Below are 22,059 nucleotides of genomic sequence, written 5' to 3'. Positions count from 1 at the left end.
CCCTAACGTACGCGGTAGCTGTCCGGCAGCACTCCCTCCGACGCGACAGACCGGGTCATCGCCCGGCCGAGGTTGCGCTCGTGGATGGCGGAGGCACCCTCGTAGATCCGCAGGGTGCGGACGTCGCGCCACATCCGGGGCACCGGGTGCGGTCCGACGATGCCTTCCCCTCCGAGCAACTGCACGCACTGGTCGGCGACCCTGCCGACCATCTCCGAGCAGAACAGCTTGGCCGCCGAAATCCGGTGCCGGGGAATGGTTCCGGCGTCGAACGAGCGTGCCGCGTCGAGGGTGAGCGCGCGCCCGGCTTCCATCTCCGAGTAGCACCGGCCCAGCTGGGCCTGCACGACGCCGAGCTCGGAGAGCGGTGCTCCGAACTGGTGCCTGTTCTGGACGTGGCGAGTGGTCTCCTCGAGCATCCGGGTCGCCTGGCCGACGCAGGTGGCGGCGACGTGCAGCCGGGCGTGGTTGATCCCGCGCATCGCCGCCGCGAGCCCGGTGCCCGGCACCCCGCCGAGCAGCCGGTCCTCGGCGACGACCACCGAGTCCAGGTCGATCTCGCCGACGGGGCCTTCGGCGTGGCCGTTCATGAGATCGGGAATGCGGGTCGACACACCGGGCGCGGTGCGGTCCACGAGGAACGCGGACACCTCGGCGTCGTCGGTGCGTGCGAAGACCAGCAGCGTGTCCGCCCAGTGCGCATTGGTGATGTAGCGCTTCGACCCGTCGAGGACCCACCCGTCGCCGGTGCGCCGGGCAGTGGTCTGCACGTTGGTGGCGTCCGAGCCGGCCTCCGGTTCGGACAGCGCGAACGACGTGACCTGCCGGCCGGCTGCCATGTCGGGCAGCATCTCGCGGCGCTGCTCCTCGGTGCCGTGATCGAGGATCGCCTGCGAGCAGAGCCCGATCACGGTCGAGAAGCGCGAGCGGTAGACGCACGACGCCCGGGTGAACTCCAACGTCAGCAGCACCTGCTGCTCCATCGTCCAGCCGAACCCGCCATAGCCGGGTGGGATCGAGATGCCGAACAGCCCCAGCTCGGCCATGCGCCCCACGATCCGATCCGGGACCTGACCCGCGGCGACCATCTCGGGCTCGGACGGGATCAGCTCGTCGTCGGTGAACTCGGCGATCGTGCGCAAGTGCGCGTCGAAGTCGGGCGTGCCGCTCATCGGGTCTCCATCCCTCGTGGTTGCTCCGGCTTGCCGACGATGCCGTCGTCGGCGAGCCGGTCGATCTCGTCCTCGTTGCGCCCGAGTTCGCGCAGCACGTCGCGGGTGTGCTCACCGAGCCGGGGCGCGGCCGACGTCCGGCCGCGCACCGTCGCGTCGACCTGGAAGGGCGCGGCCGGGGCGTCGATCCCGAGCTCGTCCAGCTGGACGACCAGCCCCGATGCGGCCAGGTCCGCGTCCTTGACGAGCTCGTCGAACGACCGCACCGAGCCGCACACGATCCCCCGCGCAGCCAGCAGCGCGATGGCCTCGGCACGGGTGAGGTGACCGAGAGCTGAGCTCAAGACCTCTTTGAGCGCCGGGCGGTTGGCGACCCGCGACTCGTTGTCGGCGAAGCGCGGGTCGACGGCGAGTTCGGGCCTGCCGATCGCCGAGCACAGCGCGGCCCACTTGGTCGCGGTGTAGGCCGACACCACGATGGCGCCGTCGACGGTCTGCACGAGATCCGCGGCGGGTGCCACTGCGGGCTGGCCGTTTCCCGTTCGCCGGGGCGCGTCACCGGTGAGGCGGTAGCTCATCCACTGCGTGGCCTGAGCCGCCACCACCGCTTCCATCAGAGACGTCTCGACGAGCGCGCCGTTGCCGGTTCGGCCGCGGCGAACCAGCGCGGCGAGCACCCCGGCTGTGAGGGCGTTCGCGGCGAGCACGTCGGCGATGGTGAAGCCGACGCGCTGCGGTTCACCGCCGGCGTCGCCGGTGGTGTGCATGACCCCGAACTCGGCCTGGGCGGCGATGTCCAGGCCCGCTCGTCCCGCCGAGGGGCCACGGGTTCCGAATCCGGTGACGAACCCGTAGACCAGGTGCGGGTGGCGGGAGCGCGCCTGCTCCGGCCCGATGCCGAGGCGTTCCGCCGAGCCGTGCCGGAAGTTGTGCAGCAGCACGTCCGATCCCGCGCACAGCTGGTCGAGGATCCGGAAGCCCTCAGGTCGACGCAGGTCGACCGCGATGCTGCGCTTGCCGCGGTTGTTCGCGTGCAGCATCGCCTCACCGAACGAACCGACGGAGCGCGCTTGGTCGCCGGCGAGGCTCTCCACCTTGATCACCTCGGCACCCAAGTCGGCCAGCTGCTGTCCGGCCCCGGGAGCGGCGATGTACTGGCCCAGGTCCACGACCCGGAACCCGGTCAGCGGTGCCTGCATCATGACGCCTTCCTCATCGCGGTCTCGGTCTCCAGCGCCTGGCGGGCGGCCTCCGGGTTCAGCAGGCGTGCGCCGACCACGGCGCACGCGCAGATGGCGATGCCGACGACGAGGAACCCGTTCGCGTAGCCCGCGGAAGGCGTCGGTCCTGCTTGGACGATGAGACCCAGCGCGTAGGGGGCGATGATTCCGGCGATGCTGTAGAACCCGATCACGCACCCGAAGAACGCGGCGCGCTGGCGTTGTGGGAGGAAGTCGGACGCGCCTGCGAAGGCGACCGAGAAGGCGACGCTGTTGATGGAGAAGGTGCAGATCACCAGCACCAGCTGGAGCGTTCCCGGCCCGACCAACGTGAACGTGATCATGCTCAGTCCGGCGAAGACGATGAGCGCTCCGCTGAAGTAGCCGCGAGCGGCCCGTGAGCTCCAGCCCCGAGCGAGGAGCCGGCCGGACAGGTAACCGCTGGTGAGGAGGACAACGATCGCGGTCGCGTAGGGCAGGGTGACCAGCCATCCGACGGTGGTGGGCGAGTAGCCGAGACCTTCGCCGAGGAACGCGGGCAACCAGGAGACCTTCAGCGAGGTGATGAGGTAGCCCGCGAACGACATCAGGCTGAGCCCCCAGAAGCTGGGCAGCCGCAGCAACCGCAGGAACGGCACGTCGATGTGGCCGTTCGGGTCCGCTTCGACCTCCGCGGCCACCGGGCGCCTGCGCAGCGGCTGGCGCTCGACGTAGCAGAGCCAGACCACCAGCCAGAGGATGCCGACCACGATCAGCACGAGGAATGCGGCGTGCCAGGAGTGAGTGACGATCACCCAGGTCAGCGCCGGTGCGGAGATCAGCGGACCGACCGAGGACCCCGCGTTCACGATCGATCCGGCGAACGCGCGCTTCTCCTTCGGGAACCGGTCGGCGACGACGCTCTGGCACAGCGCGTGCGCCGGGCCCTCGAAGAAGCCCAGCACGATCCGCGACACCAGCAGCACGCCGAACGTCGTGGGCACCGCGAGCGGCAGCATGCTCGCCACCCAGGTGAACATGAGGATGGCGGCCGCCCACTTCGCGGAGATCCAGCGCATGGCTGCGGACAACCCCACCGCGCCGACGGCGAACAGCCAGAAGAACGCGCTGCCGATGAGACCGAAGTCCCCGGCGCTGAGTCCGAGGTCATGGCGAATCTGCTGCGACGCCAACCCGACTGCGGCCTTGTCCGCGAAGTTCAGGGTGAAGAAGGCGAAGAGCAGGATGACGACGCCCCAGGCCTTGCGGTCCCGATGGGGGAGCGGCGGTGACACCACCGGTGTCCCGATGTCGGCTGATGCCATGTGAGCCTCCGTCGTGGCCTTGACGTCGTTGACAGCGCTGCGCTGCGATAACTCCACCGGTGATCGGCGGCGGCAACAAGGCCGGATCCCGAGTCAGGCTTATAGCCAGAGCCGATAGTCCCCACACCGCATGGCCGGATGGCGCCGCCTGGCGGCGGCTGGAAGCAGGTCGGCGAGCGCTTCTCGTGTGGGGCAGGGCGAAGTGGGAGTCAGCGCGGACGTGGAACAGCGCGGCGCTCCGGTGCCGACCGTCATGGATCAGGTCGACCGACGACTTCGGCCTGGGATGGGAATCCCGAAGGGTGCGGGCACGGCGCGCGGCGAGCTGGGCCTGCCCGATGGTGCGGCGATCAGCTCGGCACGTGCCCGAGGGCGCGCAGGAGGAAGGGCAGCATGCGGTCGGCGGTGTCCGTTGCGGTGGCGGCGTCGACCTGGTCCGGCGGCAGCGGGGTGAGGAAGAACCTGCACATCATGGGGCCGATCACCAGATCACCGAGCAGGTCTGCGTTCTCCACCGGGGGGATCTCGCCTCGGTGCACCGCACGTCGAACCGCCTCTTCCATGCGTTGACGCATGGGAAGCACGAAGGTGTTGGTGAGGGCTTCGGCAAGTGCGGTGTTGAACGCGGCCTCGCCGATGAGGGTTCGCAGCACACCTCCTTCCTTCCCGGTCAGGGAGGCCGCCTTGTCTCGGAGCAGGCTGCGCAGGTCGCCTTCGAGCGTGCCGGTGTCGGGCTGCGCTTCGAGTTCCTTCGCGTACGCGGCAGCGGCTGCGACGACCAGGGTCTCCTTGGACGGCCAGCGCCGGTAGAGGGTGGCGGTGGAGGCTCCGGCTCGGGCCGCTACGGCGGCGGTTGTGAGTGCGCTGTAACCACTTTCGGTGAGAACGGCCAGCGTCGCCTCGAGCAGTGCGCGGTCGCGGGTGGCATCGCGGGGGCGTCCCCGGCCGGCTGCGGTCTCGGTCATCGGCCCGCCTCCGAAGACTCCTGGAGCGAGGCACGCGGAGTGCCGGGTTCGGAGTGCGCGAGCCGTTGCTCAGGGGAGGTGGGTGGGGTCACGGCGCGATCCTACCCCAGTACCGAAACGAAAGGCGGTCGTTTCGTATATGATGGGTCCCATCACCACTCATGCGGGCGAAGGCTTGACCCCGGGCTCTGTGCGTGCGTCAGGAGCGGAGCCGTGGTGACCCACCCACTCCCACGAGCTTGGAAAGGGTGCGGGGACGATGGCCCGCAAGGGTCGCGACCCCGACAGCCCATGACCCGGATCGATTACCGCACCCACACCACGTTGATCACCGGCGCGAGTTCCGGCCTCGGCGCGGAGTTCGCCCGGCGGCTCGCTGAGCGGGGATCGAACCTCGTGCTGGTCGCGCGCCGCGCGGACCTGCTGGAGGCCCTGGCCGAGGAACTGTCCTCGAAGCACCAGATCACCGCCACGGCGGTGCCCTTCGACCTGACCATGCCGGCACCGGGTGAGGCGTTGGCCGAGGAGTTGGCGCGTCGGGGGATCACCGTCACCAGCCTGGTCAACAACGCGGGCTTCGGCACCCATGCCCCGTTCCGCCAGGAGGATCCCGACCGCATCCAGAAGGAGATCAGCCTGAACGTGGCCGGTCTGGTCGACGTCACCAAGGCGTTCATCGACCAGCTGACCGGCGTTCTGGTCAACGTGGCCAGCACTCTCGGGTATCAACCGTGGCCCAACGCTGCCGTCTACGGGGCGAGCAAGGCTTTCGTGCTGAGCTTCACCGAGGCGTTGTGGCAGGAGTCGCGAGGCTCCGGGCTGCGCGTGCTCGCGCTGAGCCCGGGCCCGACTCGGACCGAGTTCTTCGACGTGGTCGGCTCGGAGGACATGGCCCGCGGTGCCCGGTTGCAGACTCCCGGTCAGGTGGTCGCCACCGCGCTGGACGCGCTGGACCGGCGCAATCCGCCGCCCAGCGTCGTCTCCGGCGCGGTGAACTGGCTGGGCACGCTGATCTCGCGCTTCGCGACCCGCAGGCGCACCGTTCTCGCCGTCGGTGCGATCACCCAGCGGCAGATCCGCACGAGTCGGACCGGTCGCGCTGGAGCTCGCTAGACCGCTGCGCGGATTGGGCGGCCTTGTCGCGGAAGTGAGCTCCAACTCCTTGCCTGCCACGTGAGTCTCTCTTTAAGACGGTGTATTGTCGCTGGTATGAGGCGGACGTCTTTCGCGAATTGGCCGTGTTCGATCGCTCGGACGATGGACTTGTTGGGGGATTGGTGGACGCCCCTGGTGTTGCGGGAGGCGTTCTACGGGATCCGGCGCTTCGACGAGTTCCAGGAGTCGCTGGGCATCGCGCGAAACACCCTGGCTGACCGGTTGCGCCGGCTGGTCGACGAGGGCCTGATGGAGAAGCAGGCCTACCAGGACGTCCCGGTGCGGTACGACTACGTGCTGACCGAGAAGGGGCGTGACTTCTACGGCGTGCTCGCTGCGATGAACCGCTGGGGCGATCGGTGGCTGGCGGGCGAGAAGGGCGTGCCCGTGGTGATCCACCACGACCGGTGCGGGCACGACACCAGCCCCGAGGTCGTCTGCGCCATGTGCAAGGAACCGCTGAGGTCGGAGGAGGTCAGCAAGAGGATGGGCCCGGGCTACCCACCTCGTCTTGCTGAACGGCCGGATGTGCAGCGGCGCTTCTCCGTGTGAGACCCGGTTACGCAGGCGCCTGATCGGCGTCGGGTGCGCGATCGAGCCCTGAGCTCCGCTGGCGCAGCTCCTTGCGGAGGATCTTCCCGGTCGCGGATTTGGGGATGTGGTCGAGGAACGCGACCTCTCGGATCTTCTTGTAGGGCGCGACGCGCGCTGCGGTGAAGGACAGCACGTCCTCCGCGGTGAGGTCGGGATGGGTCGTCTTGCGCGTGATGAACGCTTTGGGGATCTCCCCGCCGCCTGGGCCGGGTGCGCCGATCACCGCAGCGTCGGCGATGCCCTCGTGGGCGAGGAGAACGGCTTCCAGTTCCGCGGGGGCGATCTGGTAGCCGTTGTACTTGATCAGCTCTTTGACCCTGTCCACGACGCGGAAGACACCGCCTTCGTCGACCGTGACGATGTCGCCGGTGTGCAGGTAACCGTCGGCGTCAACGGTGGCGCTCGTGGCTTCGGGGTTGTTCAAGTAACCGCGCATGATGTTCGGGCCGCGGCACCACAATTCACCGCGTTCTCCCAGCGCCGCGTCTTCTCCCGTGGTGGGGTCCACGACTCGTGCTTCGACGTTGGGCATCAGGATCCCGATCGAGCCTCGGTCGATGTCGGTGCGGTCCGGCGGAATGCCGTGGGTGCAGGGGCTGCATTCGGTGAGGCCGTATCCCTGCACGACCGCGGCGCCGAGCCGGTCGCTGACGGTTCGCGCGAGCCTGGCGTCGAGTGGCGCGGCAGCCGACATGACGACGTCGAGGCTGCTGAGGTCGTAGTCGTCGACGAGCGGACTGGTGGCCAGCGCCAGCGCGATCGGCGGGACGATGTACACGTGACCGATGCGATGTTCAGCGATCGCGCCCAGGAACGTGGCGAGATCGAACCGCGGCATGACCACGGTGGTAGCGCCCCGGTGGAGCCCTTGATTCATCAGGCCCATCGCGTAGATGTGGGACAGCGGGAGCACGACCAGCGACTGGGAACCGGGCTGAACCCTGCTGAGGGGGATGGTCTGCAGCAGGTTCGCGACGAGGTTGCGGTGCGTGAGCATCACCCCCTTCGGCAGGCCGGTCGTGCCCGATGAGTACGGCAGGGCCGCCAAGTCGTCGCCTGCGACCCTGACGGTGGGCGGGTGCGCCGACGTCGTCAGCAGATCGGCGAACGTCGTTTCCGGTACGGCGCTCGCACCCTGCTGAGGTGGGCCGAGAACGATGATCTGCTCGACCCGGACTCCTTCGTGGGCGACCGCCGCGCGGGCGCAGCCCAGTCCTACCGACGAGGTGAACAGGATCCGTGCTCCGGCGTCGCGCAGCTGATGAGCGAGCTCGTCCTCGGTGTAGAGGGCGTTGACGGGGGAGACCACGGCGCCTGCGCGGAGGATGCCGTGGAACGCCGCCGGGTAGTCGGCGCAGTTCGGGGAGAACAGGGCGGCTACGTCGCCGTGGCCGAGTCCGCGCTCGGCAAGTCCGGCGGCCACCCGGTCAACGGCATCCGCCAGCTGCCCGTAGCTGTAGGTCTGGCCGGATGCGGTGTCCACGATGGCCGGATCACCGTCGCGGTCGCCATCGCGCGAACCGAAGATGAAGCTGTGGAGGTCGACGTCCGGGATGTCGAAGTCGGGGTAGGTGCTGCGAAAGCTCATCGTCTCTCCTCGTGACGCGCGTGGGTCAGGACTTGGTGCGTGCGGGCTTGGGTTCCTTCGGCAGTCCGAGCAAGAGCTCGCCGATGATGCCGCGCTGGACTTGCGAAGAGCCGGCGTAGATCGTTCCGGCGCGCGCGTTGAGGTAGACGCTGGTCCACGATGCGGAGGAATTGGGAGCCCCCGGGTCGTCGGTCTGGTACCAGTTCGGCGAGGGGCGTCCGGTAGGGGTGAGCGCGTCCGGGCCGAGCACGTCGAGCGCGAGTTCTGTGGCCACTCGATGGTATTCGCTCCAGAGCAGCTTGAAGGCCGCCGCGTTCGGGCCGGGATCCTCACCAGCGATCAGGCTGCTGGCGGTGCGCAGGCCGTGGCAGCGCAGCTGCTCCACTTGCACGTGGCACCAGGCGATGCGGCGACGGATGTCGGGGTCGTGCTCCAGCCCGCGCTCTCGGACCATGTCCACGAGCCGGCCGAGCTCGTTGCGGAAGCGGATGGGCGCGTGCAGCGCGGTCTCCCCGCGCTCGAAGCCGAGCAGCGTCATCGCGACCTGCCAGCCGCTGTCGACCGGTCCGACGACCAGTCCGCGCTCGGTCACCGCTCCGTCGAAGAACACTTCGTTGAAGTCCGCGTCACCGGTGATGTTGCGGATCGGCCGGATCTCCACGCCGGGCTGGTCCAGCGGGACGAGCAGCATGCTGATCCCGCGATGCGGTGCCGCTTCGGGGTTGGTGCGGGCCAGCACGAACATCCAGTTCGCCCGATGGGCGCCGGAGGACCACAGCTTCTGCCCGTCGAGCACCCAGGAGTCGCCGTCGGGCCGGGCGCGCAGCGACAGCGACGCGAGGTCGGAGCCTGCTCCGGGCTCGGAGAAGCCCTGGGCGAAGACGTACTCGCCGGAAACGATCTTCGAGAGGAAGCGCTGGAGCAGGGCGGGCTCGGACCAGCGCAGCATGGTGTTGCCGAGCATGTTGATGCCGAAGGCGTCGTTGTCGGAGCCGAACGGGATGCCTGCCCCGGTCAGCTCCTCGACCAGCACGATCAGCTCAGAGGCGCCGAGTCCGGCACCGCCGTGCTCCACCGGCCAGGTCGGCGCGACCCATCCTCGCTCGGCCAAGGCCGCGCGAGTCCGATTGTGGAACTCCGTGCGCTCGGATTCCCCGAGCGCTCCGATGCCACGCCACCCAGGCGGGACGAGGTCTGCGACGAAAGACCTGACTGATTCACGGAAGTCGTCGATCCCCGCATCGCCGACCGGGGTTCCCGGCACGTTCACTGCTGCCTCCTGGCGTTCGACTTTGAGCGCGTGAACACAACAGTTGCGTAGAGAGACCCGATAGTCAATGCTACGTGGCAGTCTTGCTTCCCTGGTTGGAGGAGAAGTCGATGAGTTTCGCCCTGACAGATGAGCAGCTCGAGCTGCGGCGAACTTCCGGGAAGGTGTTCGGTGACGCCGAGCGGAAGAACCCGCTACCACCTTCATGGGACGCGGTTCCCAGCCGTCTCGATCGCGACTTGTGGTCGTCGCTGGGCGAGCTCGGCTTGCTGGGGATCGGCGTTGCCGAGGAGCTCGGCGGCTCCGGCGGCGGCGCGAGGGAGTTGTGCGTGCTCGCCGAGCAGGTCGGCGCGGCACTGCCGTCGATCCCGTTCGCCGGATCGGCAGTGGTGGCCGCGATGCTGGCCGCACAGCCAGAAGACAGCCCCGCCAGGAAGGTGCTCGGCGACGTCGTCGCCGGTTCGAGGGTCGCAACGGCAGCGTGGGGAACCTTCCCGGCGGTGATCGCAGCCGGCCGCGGGAACGGGGACCTGCGGCAGTCGGCGTCTCAGGTGGAGGGAACGGTCTCAGCGGTGCCGTTCGGACTCGACGCCGATCTGCTGGTGACGTTCGACGACAACGAGGCGATGCTGATCGATCTGTCGAGCGCTGGCGTGCGTCGCGCCGCTGCAGCGGCCGTGCTGGACCTGACCGAGCCGTTGGCGGCCGTCGAGCTCACCGGCGTCACGGCGGTACCCCTGGGCCCGTGCGCGGTCGATGACCTCCTGCGCACGGTGTTCGCAGCTGAACTGGTGGGCACCGGGCAGCGTGCCCTCGACGGTGCCGTGGATTACGCCGGCCAGCGCCACCAGTTCGGCCGCGCCATCGGATCGTTCCAGTCCATCAAGCACATGCTGGCCGATCGCTACGTCCAGCTCGACGCGGCCCGCATGCTCGTCCAGCGCGCCGCCGCGGCCCTCGATGACGGGCTGCCGGAGACCGAGTCCGCAGCGCGCACCGCGCTCGCCGCGGCGTGCGATGCAGCGGAGGCCGCGGCCGGTGACGCGCTGCAGGTGCACGGCGGCATCGGATTCACCTGGGAGCACCCCTCGCACGTGTACCTGAAGCGGGCGCGTGCGCGCCGCTCGCTGCTGGGCTCATCGGCCCGGCAATTGGACGCGATCGCCGACCACGTCCTCAATACCCACTGACCTGGAGGAACCCAAGATCATGAAACTCGGTGTCAACCTCGGCTATTGGGGTCTCGGCGGTGAGAGCGACAACATCGCCGTCGCTCAGGAGGCCGATCGGCTCGGCTACTCGGTCTGCTGGGCCGCCGAGGTGTACGGCTCGGACGCCGCCACCGTCCTGGCCTACATCGCGGCCCACACGGAACGGATCGACGTGGGATCAGCCATCTTCCAGATCCCCGCCCGCACACCGGCGATGACCGCGATGACGGCGGCGACCCTGGACACCCTCTCCGGCGGGCGGTTCCGGCTCGGTCTGGGCGTGTCCGGTCCGCAGGTCTCGGAAGGCTGGTACGGCGTCAAGTTCGACAAGCCCCTGGCGCGCACCCGCGAGTACGTGGAGATCGTCCGCACCGCCTTGTCGCGGGAGCGGCTCGCCTACGACGGAACGCACTGGACGCTGCCGCTGCCGGACGGGCCCGGGAAAGCGTTGAAGCTGACCATCCACCCCGTCCGCGACCGCATCCCCATCTACATCGCGGCGATCGGCCCGAAGAACCTGGAGCAGACCGGTCGGATCGCCGACGGGTGGCTCGGCATCTTCTTCGCACCGGAGCAGGCCGAGGTCTCCCTCGCTCCTTTGCGGGCAGGTAGGGGTGGCAGCCTGGACGGCTTCGACGTCGGCGTTCTGGTCCCGGCCCAGGTGACGCCGAGCAACAGCGAAGCCGACATCCGCACCGCCGCGGACGCCCAGCGCGCCTACACCGCGCTCTACGTGGGCGGGATGGGGAGCAAGGACAAGAACTTCTACAACCAGCTCGCCTGCCGGATGGGCTTCGAGTCGGCGGCGCAGGAGATCCAGGACAAGTACCTCGCAGGCGATCCGGCCGGTGCTGCGGCGGCTGTGCCGCAGGACCTCATCGACTCGACAACGCTGCTGGGCACCAAGGAACGAATGGCCGACAGGCTCAAGGCCTACGCCGAGGCGGGAGTGACCACGCTGACCGTCGCACCCGGCGGTTTCGCCCCCGGTCGCAGGGGGCCGGGCTTGGAGGAGCGGCTGACGATGCTGCGCACGGTCGTCGAAGCCGCAGAACTCGCCGGAGTGTGAGACCGACTCGCGCACCGACACGGCCTCCGCCGACGAAGGAGTCAGGCGGAGGCCGCGTTCGTGTTCGAAGGCATTAGGCGCGGCCTTGTCGGTGCATCTGCCGGGAGAAGCACGCGCGGCACATCGGTCCCTCGGGGATGAGCCTGGCCAAGCCGGGTTGGCGGGCGGGGACGGTGGGATCGGGTGTTCCTTGGCAGATCTCACCATGCCCGACCTGCCAACATGCGCACGTGCAGAACGAGATGAAGGTCCAGCCCGACATGTGTTCGCTAGAGCGGTAGGTCATGGAGTTCCCCCATGAGAGCTCGGGTGTTCGGGCCAACGCCGAGCGATAGCGCTTCCCGCAGGTCATCCTGCGTGTCGACATCCCGGCGGACGGTCAGGAAGGACGGGTGGGCGAGTTCAGCTGCTCCCATGTCCAGGTGCGCCAGGCGTGATTGATCGCCGAACCGGGGCAGGTCCGACGCGTCGTAGCGCCTGAAGAACGCGGTCGTGCCGGTGCCTGCGGTGTCGGCGACGAAGCTCACCGGGTGCCGGTCCGCCAATTGGAACGCCGTGTCCAGCTCGGAGCTTCGCGCGGCCGGGAGGTCCCCTGTCACCACGGCGGTTCCCGCCCGGGCCGATGCGCGTTCGGCCTCGGCCACCCCTGTTCGGACGGCCTGCTGGAGGCCGCCACCGGGGTCGCCGAGGACGGTCAGACCGCGCGCTGGATCCGAGCGCCAGATGTGGGTGTCGCTGGTGACGATGACGATGCGGCCCACGGCTTCGCAGGCCGCGACCGCGTCAACGGTGTCGCGCGACATGGCCAACGCGAGTTGGGGTCGTGCCGCACCGAGTTCCAGCCGGGACTTGGCGCGCGCGAGTGCTTTGAGCGGAATCACCACGTGCCACCGGGCAGCCTGGGGTTGTGAGTGGTTGCTCATGCTCGGCGGCTGCCTGAATGGGCAGCGGGGAGTCGGCCGTAGGTCGTCGTGCGCTGCCGGGCAGGTCGTCCCACGCGCGCTGCCAGCGCGTTGAGTTCTGCTGGTGTGCGTGCCGAACCGTGCTCCGAGCCGGCCATGCGGGAGATCGTTTCTTCCATGAGGCTGCCGCCGATGTCGTTCGCCCCGGCGCGCAGGATTCGTGCGGTGTCGGCGTCTCCGAGCTTGACCCAGGAGCACTGCACGTTGTCGATGCGTCCGTGCAGGGCCAGTCGGGCGAAGGCGTGCACGGCGAGGTTGTCGCGCATCGTCGGACCGGGCCGCGCGATACCGGCGAGGTAGATCGGGGAGCTGTGGTGCACGAACGGCAACCCGACGAACTCGGTGAATCCGCCGGTGTCGGCGGCGATTCGCGCCAGCACCCGCAGGTGGGTCAGCCAGTGACCGGGGTGGTCGACGTGCCCGTACATCATCGTGCTGGACGACGGGATGCCCAGGCGATGCGCTGTGGTGACCACGTCGACCCACGTCTGCGCCGGGAGCTTGCCCTTGGTGAGCACCCACCGCACGTCGTCGTCGAGGATTTCCGCGGCTGTGCCGGGGATCGAGCCGAGTCCGGCGTCGCGGAGTTCGGTCAACCAGTCCTCGACGCTGACACCGGCCTTGGACGCTGCGGAGACGATCTCCATCGGGGAGAAGGCGTGCACGTGCATGTCCGGTACGGCCTTCTTGATCGCCCGGACGATGCCCGCGTAGTAGTCGACGGGGAGCTTCGGATCGATACCGCCCTGGATGCACACCTCGGTCGCGCCTGCTGCCGCCGCCTCGACCGCGCGCGCGGCGACTTCCTCGGTCGAGAGCCGGTAGGCGTCCGCGTCCCGCTCGCGCTGAGCGAAGGCGCAGAAGCGGCACCCGACGTAGCAGACGTTGGAGAAGTTGATGTTGCGGTTGATGACGTAGGTGACGTCGTCGCCGACGACGCCGGCACGCAGCTCGTCGGCGAGCCGGGTCAGCGCGTCCAGCGCCACACCGTCGGCCGTGAGCAGGGCCATCGCAGAGGTGGTGTGGGACTCGTGCAGCAGCGCGGCCGGGTCCTCGGCGGCGATCCGGAGTCCCTCGCGCGCCTCGGGCGTGAGCCGTTCCGGTGCGGACTGCGCAGCCGGTGACGGTCGGGCCTGGTCGTGCAGCATGTCCCAGTCGCCGTAGACGGTGTCGAAGTCGCTGCGGCGACCGGCGCGGCGCCCTTCGTCGTCGATGGCGGAGTGCAGATCCGCCCGGCCGACGTTCTCGAGCCCGCCGTCAGGTTCTTGCCAGGGCCGGCCCGCGACGACGGCGTCGTGCTCGCCGAGACCGTCGTCGGTCGCCAGGGCCGCCACGTGGGGGTGGATGCGGGGGTCGATCCACTTGTCCGCATCGCGGACGTATCTGGGATAGGCCGTCAGACGTTCGTGAAGCCGGTACCCGGCAGCGTCGGTCCACGCGGCGAGGGCGTCGATCTGCGGCCACGGGCGCTCGGGGTTCACGTGGTCGGCCGTGATCGGGGAAACCCCGCCCCAATCATCGATCCCGGCTTTGAGCAGCAGCGCGTGCTGATCGCCGATGAGGTTCGGCGGTGCCTGCACGCTCACGCCGGGCGGCATGAGCAGCCTCGCCACCGCGGTGGTCGCCGCCAGGTCCTCGATGCTCGCATCGGGGCTCGCCCGCATCGCCGTGTCCGGCTTTGACCGGAAGTTCTGCACGATGATCTCTTGGACGTTGCGGTACTGCCTGGCGCGCTGCCGGATCGCGTGCAGCGATTCGGCGCGCTCCGTCCGCGTTTCACCGATGCCGATCAGGATGCCGGTGGTGAACGGGACGCCCACGCGTCCGGCGTCGTCGAGCACTCGCAACCGCACGGCGGGTTCCTTGTCCGGGCTCGCGTAGTGCGGGCCGGACTTGTCCGACCACAACCGGTCGGCCGTGGTCTCCAGCATCATCCCCATGCTTGGTGCGACCGGCTTGAGCCTCTGGAGTTCTTCCCAGCTCAGCACGCCCGGGTTGAGGTGGGGGAGCAGCCCGGTTTCCTCGAGCACGGCGATCGCGCACGCCCGCACGTAGTCGACGGTGGAGTCGTAACCGCGCTCGGCCAGCCACTGCTGGGCCTGCGGCCAGCGGTCCTCAGGCCGGTCACCGAGCGTGAACAGCGCTTCCTTGCACCCGGCAGCAGCCCCGGCGCGGGCGATGCTGAGGACCTCGTCGCGCTCGAGGTAGTAGGCGTCGAGCTTGCCGGGCACCGTTGCGAACGTGCAGTAGTGGCAGCGGTCGCGGCACAGCCGCGTCAGGGGGATGAAGACCTTCCGGCTGTAGGTGACGATGCCGGAACGTCCTTGATCGGCGAGGTGCTGATCGCGGACCCGACCGGCCACGTCCAGGAGTCTTTCGAGGTCGTCGCCTCGCGCGTGCAGCAGCGTTGAGGCTTCGCCGACGTCCAAGGTGGCGCCGTCCGACGCACGTCGCAGGGCGCGCCGGATGGCGGACGGCGCCGGTGCGGAGGAACTGGGCGAAGTCGTCACGGCTTGCTACTCCTGATTGCGAAGGGGCCCCGCTGTCGGGTCGATCCGCGTCCCGCTTGACCAGACGTGCGCATCGCGGAGCGAACACGCCGATAGTTGTTTAAAGAGACTTAGCTGTCAAGGGCCGTGCAGGCAGGGCAGAAGGCCGCGCAACGGCAGCGAGGGCGGGCTGGTCGGTTCGCCGCGCTGCACTGATGAGGTGTGGTTGTGTCCGCGTTTCCGCTGCGGGCTGCGCCCGCGACATGCCCGGTGGCTCGCGGCGGTCTTGACACCATAGTCCAAATGAGCAACTGTTCTGTTCAGAGTGTTTCTGACGGATCTTCGGTGGTGGAGAGGAGCTCGGCGGGCGATGGAGTGGACAGGTGCGCGGTATGCGGACAAACCGACGGTGCAGGTGGAGACCTGGATCAACGCCTCGCCGGATCGGGTGTGGGGGCTCGTGTCCGACATCGAGCTGATGCCCGAGTTGAGCCCGGAGCTCCAATCGGTGGAATGGCAGGACGGGGCGACCGGGCCCGCCCTGGGGACGCGGTTCATCGGACGCAGCGAGCACGATGCGCTGGGCCAATGGCAGACGACCTCGCACATCGTGGACTTCGACCCGCCGAGGTCCTTCGGCTGGGCCGTGGAGGACCCGGACAACCCCACCGCGATCTGGCGATTCACGGTTCTGCCCGAAGGTGACGGCACGCTGCTGCGGCAGTGGATGCAGATGGGCCCCGCGCCCTCCGGGCTGTCGCTGGCGATCGAGCGGATGCCGGACAAGGAGCAGAAGATCGTGTTCGTGCGGCTGCGGGAGTTCGAGACCAACATGACCGGCACGCTTGCGGCGATCAAGGATCTGGCCGAGGGCACGGGGAAGGCGGGTTCCTGATGCGGACAGCGACGACGATCGAAGGCTCGGGCGGTGCTTGGCCGGAGGTGGTCGAGTACGTGGTGGAGGCCGAGAAGCTCGGGCTGGACATCTGCTGGGTTGCCGAGGCGTGGGGCTCCGATGCCCCGTCACCCTTGGGGTTCTTGGCGGCGCGCACGGAGCGGATGCTGCTGGGCTCGGGGATCATGCAGCTGGGCACGAGGACGCCGGTGGGGATCGCGCAGGCGGCGATCACCTTGTCGCAGCTCTCGGAGGGCCGCTTCCTGCTCGGGTTGGGCCCGTCGGGTCCGCAGGTGATCGAGGGTCTGCACGGCGTGCCGTTCGCACGTCCGCTGGTGCGCATGCGCGAAACCGTCGAGGTCGTCCGCCAGGCGGCTTCCGGGGAGAAGATCTCCTTCGAGGGCAAGCACTTCGCGATCCCGCTTCCGGGTGGAGAAGGCAAGCCGATGCGCCTGTCGATGCGCGCCGAGCACGACATCCCGATCTACCTGGCCACGTTGTCGCCGGCCATGCTGAAGCTGACCGGCAAGATCGCCGACGGGTGGCTCGGCACCAGCTTCGTGCCCGAAGGTGCCGATGCGGCGTACTTCACTCACCTGGATGCCGGGCTCGCCGAGTCCGGACGGTCGCGTGCCGATCTCGACGTCTGCCAGGGAGCCGAAGTCGCGTTCGCCCGAGACGAGGACGAGTTGCGCGGGATGCTGGGGGAGCGCAAGCAGAAGCTGGCGTTCAGCCTGGGCGGCATGGGCTCGGCCAGCACGAACTTCTACAACAGCGCCTACAGCCGTCAGGGCTGGGCGGACGTGGCTGCCGAGGTCTATGAGAAGTGGCAGGCCGGGGACCGCGACGGCGCCGCTGAACTCGTCACCGACGAGATGGTGCTGGGCACGACCCTGCTCGGCACCGAGGACATGGTCCGCGACCGGCTGCGGGTGTGGCGCGACGCAGGCGTGGACACCGTCCGCTTCTACCCGGCCGGAGACACCCTCGAAGACCGGTTGACCACCTTGGGCAAGGCGATCGAGCTGGCCCACGGACTCGAATGAGATCCTCAGTCTCGCAAGCGTTGTGAGAGCGGTCGGGGGCTTGGGGCGGGGCCGAAACCGGCCCTGGGTGCGGGAAGCGTGGCGCTGCGGACCCCATCGCTTCCCGCACCCCACCACCACTGACACCGGCCCATCCCTGATCGCAGCATTCTGGCCCATGCAGCAGGGAGAGTGATGAACGATGAGCCGAGCGCCGGCCGGAACGGTCACCGAGGTCGCGCACGAGGTCGTGCGGTTGTCGATCGACACCGGTATGCCCTTCGGCACCTTCCGCGAGCGGTACGAGCAGGTTGTGCCGTCCTTGGACGTCGATCGGTTCACGAGCCTGGTGTCCGGGCAGAACAGCTGGGACGACATCGTTGCCGCCACGGCCGAGAACGCGCCGCACGGATTCATCCGGTACTGGAGCTCGGATGTCGGCAGCCTGATGCGGTTGGCCGGGGACGTCGGTTCCTGCGCGTCCTACCTGATGGGCAATCACACGATCGCTCAGCGGATGTACACGCACGACCCGGCGGTGATGCTGTACGCACCACTGCGCACCGCGCTTCACGAAGACCGCCAGGGCGCGGCCTGGTTCTCCGTCGATCAGCCGAGCACCCGGTTCGCCAGCTTCGGGAATGCGGACATCGCGGAGGTCGGCCAGGGATTGGACGCCAAACTGGCCGTCTTGCTCGGAGTTCTCGACGTCCCGGTCCCGCACCGTCTGGTTCCGTGAAGGTTACGCCGCTGAGGCGGATGCCGGGTGGTCGATGAAGTCGAGAACCGCGGCGACGACGGTTTCGGGGCTGTCTTCGGGGAGCAGGTGGCTGGCCTCGGGCACGGCGCGGAAGGTCGCGTGTGGACTCCGATCGGCCAGGTCGCGGCCCCTCTCGATGGGGATCCAGGTGTCGTGCTCGCCCCAGAGGATCGTCACGGGGCAACGGATCTCGGCGTAGCGGTCTTGGATCTCGTCGGTGTGCCGGTCGTCCATCTGGGCGATTTGGCGGTAGAACGCGGGCTGGCCCACCTCGCCGAGCCACGGCTGGAGGTAGCGGCTCATCTCGTGCTCGGAGAGCGTGCGGTGCACAGCGCCGGCGATGTAGGCGCGCAGGACCGCTTCGTGGATGTAGCCGGGCAGCTCGATGAACGCGTCGGTGTGCTCACGTGCGGTCTGCACCAGCGCGGAGCCGTGAGGGCTCAGCGCAACGGGGTCGATCAGCGTCAAGGTGCGGTAGTCCCGGCCGTCGAGCAGGTGGGTGCGCAGGGCGGTGGTGCCACCGAAGTCGTGGGCGACGACGTCGGGCCGGTCCAGGCCCCAGTGATCGAGCAAGGCCGTGAACAGCTGGTTCTGCACGCCCAGGGAGACGTCCTGGTCTTGCTGCTTGTGGGAGCGGCCGTAGCCGAGCAGGTCGAAGTAGTAAACCCGGCGGTGAGACGCGAGATGTGGCGCGATGCGCCGCCACACCACCGAGGAGAACGGTGTGCCGTGCAGCAGGACCAGCGGCTCGCCCGCACCCATCGCTCCGTAGCGGACTTCCTGGTCGCGGAAGTCGAACTTCCCGGTCAGGTCCCAGCCGGTGGATTCGGATGTCCTCACAGCAACTAACCCCTTTTTGTCGAAGTCTGGTTAGTGCATTAGGATTGGGGCTGTGCGGCACACTGTCAACCCTGTTGCTGAGCCGAGGAGGGAACGATGACGACGTGGCCGGAGGCGTGCTTCGTCGGCGGCGATCCCGTGCTCGACTTCGTCAACACCGCCGGTGGCCGCACGAAGGCGCGCGACGCCGAGCGCTTGAACCGGTTCTCGGACGCTCTCGAGTGGGCGCACGCGTGCGGCGTGCTCGACCAGGCGGAGCGTGACCAGCTGGTCGCGCGAGCTGACCGGGACCCGGTCGAGTCGGAGCGTGCGCTCGACGAGCTGCGCGAGCAGAGGGAGGCGCTGCACGCCTTCCTGCTCGCCGGTGTCGAGGGCGTCGAGTGCGACGCAGCGGTCCGGCAGCGGGTCCACTCGGACATCACGGCGGCTCACCGCGAGGCCGAACTGTCCGAGCGCTTCCTCGCTCGACCGGCGTGGGTCGTCGAGGTCACCGCCGCCGGTGCGCGGCTGCTGTCGCGACGGTTGGCGCTGGCCGCCGCGAGTTTTCTGGCCACCGATCGGCGCGCGCAGCTCAACGTGTGCGGTCGGTGCTCGTGGCTGTTCCTCGATCCCTCACCCACCCGTCGGCGGCGCTGGTGCTCCATGGCGACTTGCGGCAACCGCGCCAAGGCTCAGCGTCACCAGAAGCATTGAGCGGTCACCGGGGCCAACTTCCCCCGCGAGAGGCGAAGTTCAGCCAGCACCGCTACCTCGGTCCGGGCTGACACCCCGACTGCCCGGTCGGGGCTGCCGGACATGGTTCGACGAGCGTGATCTCCGGCTTCGGGATGAAGAGCCGTTGGTCGGTCAGGTCGGTGTTGCGCAGCACCGCATCGCGGAACGTCAGCTCCGGGATTCCGATGAGGCCGAGGTCGATGTCGGGCAGCGTCTGCGGGTTGAGCCGAACGCGGACGAGCGGGATCCCTGCGATCGTCAACGTGCCGACGAGCTCGACGATGTAGATGTCGAACTCGTCCACTTCGGACTGGCCGTCCGGGCCCGCGCGGAGGAGCAGGTTGCGACCGTTGCCGAGCGCACCGCGCAGGACGAGATCGTCGATGCGGGCCTTGTCGATGGTGAAGTGCAGGGTGGTGACCTGCCGCCCCTGGACTTCCCGCTCGGCGTGCCCTCGGTAGTGGATGCCGCGCAACGTCAGTTCGCTTGACGTCAGCGTCCAGACCCGTGCCGGACCGGGCTCGACGCTGGGCTCCTGGCCGGGCAGCACGATCGGCAGCGGCAAGCCCGACAGCAGTGGCCCCAGCAGGGACAGCGCCGTGTCGGGCAGGCCCCGGTCCTGGTCCGGTGCCGGTGGCGGGGGTTGCGGCGGTGTCGAGGGCGGCGGTTCGGTCGTCGGTGCCGACGAGGTCGGAGGTGACGACGTCTGGGGTGGTGGGGTGTGCGTCGGCGGGGGCGTCGTTGACGAGCTGGGCGGCGGTGGTGGTGGCTGCTCCGACGTGCCCAGCAGCAGCCCGGCCACGTCCGAGAGCAATCCGCCCGAGTCGTCCGGGGGCTGCGGGCGGGTCGTGGCCCCGAGCAGCAGAACGATCGTGACCAAGGCGATAGCCGTGCGCAGTGCGCGCGAGCCCCCACTCCCGCGGGGGAAGTGCGTCACCGATCGTCCTCCTGGCGGGCCGCCGGTTGCCAGGACAGCCCCAGAGCGCCACCGGCCACCCCGAGCAGGGTGCCGATGAGGAACCCGCCCAGGTTCGCGGCGACGAGCGCCAGCAGCGATACCACCATCACGAGGACGCTGACGGGAATGCGGGTGGCCGGGCGCAGCCAGTGAGCCAGCCCGCACATGACCAACACGACCCCGAGCACTGTCGCCGAGACGCCGCCGAGGGTCTTGAGGGCCACCACCGCGTCCCCGAACCTCAGGGTGCCGTACGGCGGGGTCATGATGGCGATGCCGGCCAGCTCGGTGAGCACGCCCGCCCAGAACGGCCTGGTGTACCGCCACTCCCGGAACCGGGCGATCGCGCGCTGCTGCCCGTCGGGGCCGTCCGCTCGCGCTGTCGTGCTCCCCGGATCGTCAGGCGCAGCCTTCACGCCCCACCTCCGTGTTGATCGCGAACTGCCCGAGTTGGAGCGTCCCTGCGGTGATCGAGCGGCCGGTCAGCCGCACCTGTTCGAGCGCGATGGTGCCGGACTGGATGCCGAACGCACCGGCCGGCCCGGCCAGGCCGGGCAACCGGTCCAGCGTGGCGGCGTCCCGCCCGATCTCGGCGTCGGTCAGCGTCAGCGACTGGCCGTTGGCGTTCTCCACCGCGATCAGCAGGTTCTGCGCGTTCACCTCTCCCGAGGTGATGGCGAAGTTCGCTTCGCCGACGACCGGGAGCCCGGTGGCTACGAACGACAGGCAGAGGTCGTTGATCCTGGCGTCGCCGAAGCCGATGTCGAGGACGGGGAAAGCGGCGTCCCGGCTCTGGTCGGCCGTGCCGAACAGCACCGCTGACTGGGACTGGAGCCGGTTGACCATGCCGTCGAACGGCAACCCGGCAACCGTGAAAGTTGCCGCCAACGCCCCTTGCACGAGCCCGACCAGCAGCAACGCCACGCACGCCAGCCCCACCAGCAGCGCCAGCGCGAACCTCCGCCAGCGAGTGCGACCTCGCTCCATCGCCATCCGCCCGCCCAACGTCCCAGTGGTGCAAACCACCGGGATGTTACTCCAAACGGCGTAGTCACTGCTCGGCCGACGCGGCAATGCGAATGTTTTGGCCCGTTCGGGGCACAGGCGGGCGCCGGGGACGTAGCCGCGCAGCTGTGCGATTTCGGCTCTGGATGCCACGTCGGTGCGATGGACGGGCCCTGATCAACACTGTGATCCGGTGGCAAGCGGCCGCCGTCCCCCGTGCTGGACCACGCGCGTCAGTTCGAGTCCGTTTGGGCCAGTGCTGCGAGGGCGTTCCGCACGCCCTGTTCGAGGATGGCGTCGGAGAGCTCCTGGTCGGCCAGGGTGCGGGAGAGCTGGAGAGTTCCGATGAGTGTGGCGAAGGCGTTGAGCGTCTTCACGCGTGCGGAGTGCGGGTCGTCCGGTGCGAGGCGCGCGGCGATGTCGTCGGCGATGTCCAGAAGGCCGTCGGTGTAGGCCTGCTTGACGGTGTCGTCGCAGCGCGATCTCGTCGAGGAGGGCTGCGGACGGGCAGCCCTGCTCGGGAGTGTCGCGATGCCCGGGCGAGAGGTAGTCGCGGATGAACTGCTCGATCCCGGCCCTGTCCGGCGCCTGCTCGCGGAGCTGGGTTCGCTGGTGGACCAGCTGCTCGGTGACGGCGGCCGAGACGAGTTCGTCCTTGGACGCGAAATGGGTGTAGAAGGCGCCGTTGGTCAGTCCCGCGTCCTTCATGAGCGTGGCGACGCCGGCGCCGTCGATGCCGTCCTGCTTGAACCGCCGGCCGGAGGCTTCGATGATCCTGCGCCGCGTGGCTTCCTTGTGCTCTTTTCCGTACCGCACCCCGTGCTCCTCCGCGCTCCATGACCTGTGGCTCGCTGCCGACGGTC

General features: G+C 69.0%; 21 protein-coding genes and 1 pseudogene. 8 read left to right on the top strand and 14 right to left on the bottom strand.

Features of this window, described 5'->3' with window-relative positions:
- Positions 1-2 precede the first annotated feature (2 nt).
- The 4 genes from AB0J78_RS07050 to AB0J78_RS07035 form a co-directional block, all read right to left on the bottom strand.
- The gene (locus AB0J78_RS07050) at positions 3-1,172 is read right to left on the bottom strand and encodes an acyl-CoA dehydrogenase family protein (RefSeq protein WP_363787736.1); all 1,170 of its coding nucleotides are present in this window, start codon (positions 1,170-1,172) and stop codon (positions 3-5) included.
- A complete protein-coding gene (locus tag AB0J78_RS07045; RefSeq protein ID WP_363787735.1) occupies positions 1,169-2,374 on the bottom strand; it encodes a CoA transferase in 1,206 nt (401 codons plus the stop codon). Before AB0J78_RS07045 ends, AB0J78_RS07050 begins: the two co-directional genes overlap by 4 nt.
- Positions 2,371-3,696 (bottom strand): MFS transporter, encoded by a 1,326-nt coding sequence (locus AB0J78_RS07040; protein ID WP_363787734.1) that lies wholly within the window; start codon positions 3,694-3,696, stop codon positions 2,371-2,373. Before AB0J78_RS07040 ends, AB0J78_RS07045 begins: the two co-directional genes overlap by 4 nt.
- Positions 3,697-4,046: 350 nt before the next feature.
- The gene (locus AB0J78_RS07035; RefSeq protein WP_363787733.1) at positions 4,047-4,661 is read right to left on the bottom strand and encodes a TetR-like C-terminal domain-containing protein; all 615 of its coding nucleotides are present in this window, start codon (positions 4,659-4,661) and stop codon (positions 4,047-4,049) included.
- A 291-nt stretch (positions 4,662-4,952) separates the two neighbouring features.
- Here AB0J78_RS07035 and AB0J78_RS07030 point away from each other — a divergent pair, with 291 nt between their 5' ends.
- Complete coding sequence (locus tag AB0J78_RS07030; RefSeq protein ID WP_363787732.1) at positions 4,953-5,774, top strand: SDR family NAD(P)-dependent oxidoreductase; 822 nt, start codon at positions 4,953-4,955, stop codon at positions 5,772-5,774.
- A 96-nt stretch (positions 5,775-5,870) separates the two neighbouring features.
- Complete coding sequence (locus AB0J78_RS07025; protein WP_363787731.1) at positions 5,871-6,368, top strand: helix-turn-helix domain-containing protein; 498 nt, start codon at positions 5,871-5,873, stop codon at positions 6,366-6,368.
- Between the two features lie 7 nt (positions 6,369-6,375).
- Here AB0J78_RS07025 and AB0J78_RS07020 read toward each other — a convergent pair whose 3' ends face one another.
- On the bottom strand, positions 6,376-7,998 hold the full coding sequence (locus AB0J78_RS07020; protein WP_363787730.1) for an AMP-binding protein: 1,623 nt from the start codon (positions 7,996-7,998) through the stop codon (positions 6,376-6,378).
- Positions 7,999-8,023: 25 nt separating this feature from the next.
- On the bottom strand, positions 8,024-9,262 hold the full coding sequence (locus tag AB0J78_RS07015) for an acyl-CoA dehydrogenase family protein (protein WP_363788131.1): 1,239 nt from the start codon (positions 9,260-9,262) through the stop codon (positions 8,024-8,026).
- Between the two features lie 116 nt (positions 9,263-9,378).
- Here AB0J78_RS07015 and AB0J78_RS07010 point away from each other — a divergent pair, with 116 nt between their 5' ends.
- Both AB0J78_RS07010 and AB0J78_RS07005 read left to right on the top strand, forming a co-directional pair.
- Complete coding sequence (locus tag AB0J78_RS07010; RefSeq protein ID WP_363787729.1) at positions 9,379-10,458, top strand: acyl-CoA dehydrogenase; 1,080 nt, start codon at positions 9,379-9,381, stop codon at positions 10,456-10,458.
- A 19-nt stretch (positions 10,459-10,477) separates the two neighbouring features.
- Positions 10,478-11,548, top strand: a complete 1,071-nt coding sequence (locus tag AB0J78_RS07005; protein ID WP_363787728.1) for an LLM class F420-dependent oxidoreductase — start codon at positions 10,478-10,480, stop codon at positions 11,546-11,548.
- A 269-nt stretch (positions 11,549-11,817) separates the two neighbouring features.
- On the opposite strand, the gene cofC is transcribed toward AB0J78_RS07005, so the two are convergent.
- Positions 11,818-12,471, bottom strand: a complete 654-nt coding sequence (gene cofC, locus AB0J78_RS07000) for a 2-phospho-L-lactate guanylyltransferase (RefSeq protein WP_363787727.1) — start codon at positions 12,469-12,471, stop codon at positions 11,818-11,820.
- Entirely contained in the window at positions 12,468-15,020 is a 2,553-nt protein-coding gene (locus AB0J78_RS06995; RefSeq protein ID WP_363787726.1) for a bifunctional FO biosynthesis protein CofGH, read from the bottom strand. Before AB0J78_RS06995 ends, cofC begins: the two co-directional genes overlap by 4 nt.
- Positions 15,021-15,369: 349 nt before the next feature.
- On the opposite strand from AB0J78_RS06995, the gene AB0J78_RS06990 reads away from it, so the two are divergent.
- The 3 genes from AB0J78_RS06990 (at position 15,370) to AB0J78_RS06980 (ending at position 17,658) form a co-directional block, all read left to right on the top strand.
- Entirely contained in the window at positions 15,370-15,894 is a 525-nt protein-coding gene (locus tag AB0J78_RS06990) for an SRPBCC family protein (protein ID WP_363787725.1), read from the top strand.
- On the top strand, positions 15,894-16,940 hold the full coding sequence (locus tag AB0J78_RS06985) for an LLM class flavin-dependent oxidoreductase (protein WP_363787724.1): 1,047 nt from the start codon (positions 15,894-15,896) through the stop codon (positions 16,938-16,940). The genes AB0J78_RS06990 and AB0J78_RS06985 overlap by 1 nt, the downstream gene beginning before the upstream one ends.
- A gap of 181 nt (positions 16,941-17,121) precedes the next feature.
- Positions 17,122-17,658: a DUF302 domain-containing protein gene (locus tag AB0J78_RS06980; RefSeq protein WP_363787723.1), complete on the top strand. Its 537-nt coding sequence runs from the start codon at positions 17,122-17,124 to the stop codon at positions 17,656-17,658.
- A 3-nt stretch (positions 17,659-17,661) separates the two neighbouring features.
- On the opposite strand, the gene AB0J78_RS06975 is transcribed toward AB0J78_RS06980, so the two are convergent.
- Positions 17,662-18,519: an alpha/beta hydrolase gene (locus tag AB0J78_RS06975; protein WP_363787722.1), complete on the bottom strand. Its 858-nt coding sequence runs from the start codon at positions 18,517-18,519 to the stop codon at positions 17,662-17,664.
- Between the two features lie 96 nt (positions 18,520-18,615).
- Between AB0J78_RS06975 and AB0J78_RS06970 the strand changes: the two genes are divergently transcribed.
- On the top strand, positions 18,616-19,212 hold the full coding sequence (locus tag AB0J78_RS06970) for a CGNR zinc finger domain-containing protein (protein ID WP_363787721.1): 597 nt from the start codon (positions 18,616-18,618) through the stop codon (positions 19,210-19,212).
- A gap of 52 nt (positions 19,213-19,264) precedes the next feature.
- On the opposite strand, the gene AB0J78_RS06965 is transcribed toward AB0J78_RS06970, so the two are convergent.
- The 5 genes and pseudogenes from AB0J78_RS06965 to AB0J78_RS06945 all read right to left on the bottom strand — a co-directional run.
- Positions 19,265-20,113, bottom strand: a complete 849-nt coding sequence (locus AB0J78_RS06965; RefSeq protein ID WP_363787720.1) for a hypothetical protein — start codon at positions 20,111-20,113, stop codon at positions 19,265-19,267.
- Between the two features lie 53 nt (positions 20,114-20,166).
- Positions 20,167-20,607 carry a DUF6114 domain-containing protein gene (locus AB0J78_RS06960; protein ID WP_363787719.1) on the bottom strand — a complete coding sequence of 147 codons (441 nt, stop codon included), beginning with the start codon at positions 20,605-20,607 and terminating at the stop codon, positions 20,167-20,169.
- Complete coding sequence (locus AB0J78_RS06955) at positions 20,591-21,184, bottom strand: DUF6230 family protein (protein WP_363787718.1); 594 nt, start codon at positions 21,182-21,184, stop codon at positions 20,591-20,593. The genes AB0J78_RS06960 and AB0J78_RS06955 overlap by 17 nt, the downstream gene beginning before the upstream one ends.
- Before the next feature lie 245 nt (positions 21,185-21,429).
- The gene (locus tag AB0J78_RS06950; protein WP_363788142.1) at positions 21,430-21,573 is read right to left on the bottom strand and encodes a hypothetical protein; all 144 of its coding nucleotides are present in this window, start codon (positions 21,571-21,573) and stop codon (positions 21,430-21,432) included.
- A gap of 316 nt (positions 21,574-21,889) precedes the next feature.
- Positions 21,890-22,012, bottom strand: a pseudogene (locus AB0J78_RS06945) (TetR/AcrR family transcriptional regulator); the annotation flags it as partial.
- Between the last annotated feature and the right edge of the window lie 47 nt (positions 22,013-22,059).

This window comes from Saccharopolyspora sp. NPDC049426, assembly GCF_040676935.1.
Lineage (GTDB): Bacteria > Actinomycetota > Actinomycetes > Mycobacteriales > Pseudonocardiaceae > Saccharopolyspora.
This window is presented reverse-complemented; position numbering and strand designations above follow the sequence as displayed.